The sequence below is a fragment of the Pseudomonas sp. K5002 genome (assembly GCF_013386655.1).
Taxonomy (GTDB): Bacteria; Pseudomonadota; Gammaproteobacteria; order Pseudomonadales; family Pseudomonadaceae; genus Aquipseudomonas.
The window spans coordinates 1-2,406 of sequence record NZ_JACARK010000827.1 but is presented as its reverse complement, the minus strand read 5'-3'; the positions used below and the strand labels follow the sequence as shown (position 1 = coordinate 2,406).

Sequence of the window (2,406 nt, the reverse complement as noted above, 5' to 3'; positions counted from 1 at the left end):
ATTCGGCTCCGCGAACTCGGCCAGAGCCAGGCGCGGCTGCATCTGCTCGTCCCATTCCCAGAGCTTGCTGTACAACGCAAAGCCGCGAACGATGCCGCTGCCAATGGGTTTGTGGGCATCGAGGTTGCCGCTCTGGTTGCCGTCGAGAATCCCCAGGCGCAGGCGCCCGCCGTAGCGGGGTTGATCGTTGCCGGTGACGTTTTTGGGCGTGTCAGCGGGGCCGCAACCGGCCAGCAGCAAGCCGCCGCCGACGGTCACGCTGTAGCCGAGAAAGTCCCGACGGCTAAGCAGTAGGCTCATGGCATCAGACTCCGGCCGGGCCGTTGGCGGAGCGCAGTTCCAACACCGGCTCCTGGGGACGACTCAACTCGGCGCGTTCACTGCGAAAGTGCGGCAGGATGTGCTCGCCGAGGCGGTAGGCTTCTTCCAGGTGCGGATAGCCGGCGAGGAAGAACAGGTCGATGCCGATGCTGTTGTACTCGCGAATCCGCGCCACCACGTTCTCGTAGCTGCCCACCAGCGCACAGCCCGGTGGAATACCGATGTAGCCAAAACCGGTCCATACATTGGGGTGGATGAAGAAGTCATCGAAGCCCTGGGTCTCGGTTTTTTCGCTGAAGCCGTGCTCGTAGCTGAGCTTGCGCGCCGTACGCAACCCGGCGTGGGCCGCCACGGCCTTGACCGCGCCGCGGGCGATGCCTTCGTCGAAGAAGCGTTTGGCTTCGGTGCGGGCCAGTTCTTCGGTTTCCCGGGTGATCACGTCAATCGACAGGCCGAAGCGAATGTCAGTGCGGCCCCACTTCAGCGCGCGTTCGCGCAGGTCGGCGATCAGGGCGGCGATTTCGTCCGGGTGTTCGGCGCGCATCAGGTAGAAGTCGGCGTGCTTGGCGGCAAACTCCCGGGCGGCGATGGATGAGCCGGCGGTACAGATCAGCGGCAGCTTGGCCTTCTTCAATGGCCCGCGCAGGCCACCACCGTCGGCCTTGTAGAACTTGCCGTCGTAGTGGAAGGACTCGTTGTGCCAATAGCCCTTGACCACGTCCATGAATTCGGTGGCGCGTTCGTAGCGTTCATCGTGGTCGCTGAAGTCGCCGACCTGGCGCTGGATCACGTCCGAGCCGCCGTTGATGATGTTCCACACCAGGCGGTTGCCGGTGGCCCGCTGGTAGGTCGCCGCCTGCTGCACCGCCACCCACGGGGTGTAGTGGTAAGGCTGGAAGGCGGTGACGAATTGCAGGGTACGGGTTTCCCGGGCCAGCAGCGCGCAGACGGTCCACGGTTCTTCGCCGGTGGGCGCGTTGACCATCAGTGCGCCGCCAAAGCCGTTGATCTCCGCAGCCCTGGCGATTTGCCCGAGGTAGTCGATGTAGGTGAAATGATCACCGACACTGAAGCCCGACACCGCGCCGGTGCTGGGCCCGCCGCGATGCCAGTCGCCCCGGTTGCGCGGGTCGCCGGGCAGGAACTGGGTTTCGCCGTGCAAGGGCAGGCGGGTAAAGAATTCGATGCTCATGCAAGCCTCCTGCTTATTGCGCGGTGGGGGCGCAGATCGGGGTGATCGGCTGGTCGTTGATGACTTTGTGGGCAAACGGGATCGAGTCCTTGAGCGATGCATTGACCGTGGCACTGTGGCCCAGGCCTTTGTACAGGTGGCCTTCGACGATGGAGCCAGCCTTGCAGGCGTCCTGCATCAGCTTGACCTGGGTCGCGGCGGCCGGCGTGGTGTCTTCGGCGCCGGTGCCGATGAAAATCGGCTTCGAGGTTTTCAGCGTCGGGTAAGACACCTGCGCCAGCCACGGCGCGAGTTGCTTGCCCTTGTAGTCTTTCTTGGTGTTGGCGATGCTCAGGCCGAGGCCTTCGACATCGCCTTCGAGGGCGAACAGGCAACTGGTACGGGCCTGCTCGAAAATCGGCAGGGCCTTGTCGGTATAGAAGTCGGCGGGGTTGATGCTCGGGTCGTATTGCTGGGCGGCGAGCAACGTGTAGAAGCCGTAGGCCAGGGTGGGATCGACCTTGTTGCGCACTTCCTCGCTGGGGTTCTTCGCGTAGTCGAGGGTGTAGATCACGCCGGTGCCGATGCTGCCTTTCACTCCCAGGTCCGGAGCGTAGGTGGCGGCATAGGCGGCTGCGGCGAAGGCGCCGGCACCGCCTTGGGACTGGCCGACGATCAGCACTTTGTCGGCCAGCCCGGGTACCCCGGCCACCACGGCCTTGGCGGCGTCGAGAATCCCGTAGGCGGCCATGCGACTGTTCAGCAGCGGATGCCCACCGGGTACGCCGAGGCCCTGGTAGTCGGTGGCGACGACGGCAAAGCCTTCGGCCAGCCAGCGATTGAGGTAGGCCACGTCACGGTAGGAGCGACCTTGCCACGACGGCGCACACACATCCGCCACGCCCACGGTGCCA

General features: G+C 64.8%; 3 protein-coding genes. All 3 read right to left on the bottom strand.

Annotated features, from left to right (window positions below):
- Positions 1-300: twin-arginine translocation signal domain-containing protein (locus HX846_RS29315; RefSeq protein ID WP_178966693.1), on the bottom strand; the 300-nt coding region annotated here is incomplete at its 3' end.
- A 4-nt stretch (positions 301-304) separates the two neighbouring features.
- Positions 305-1,513 carry an LLM class flavin-dependent oxidoreductase gene (locus tag HX846_RS29310; protein ID WP_008430959.1) on the bottom strand — a complete coding sequence of 403 codons (1,209 nt, stop codon included), beginning with the start codon at positions 1,511-1,513 and terminating at the stop codon, positions 305-307.
- A 13-nt stretch (positions 1,514-1,526) separates the two neighbouring features.
- On the bottom strand, positions 1,527-2,406 hold an 880-nt coding region (locus HX846_RS29305), incomplete at its 5' end, for an alpha/beta fold hydrolase (protein WP_178966691.1).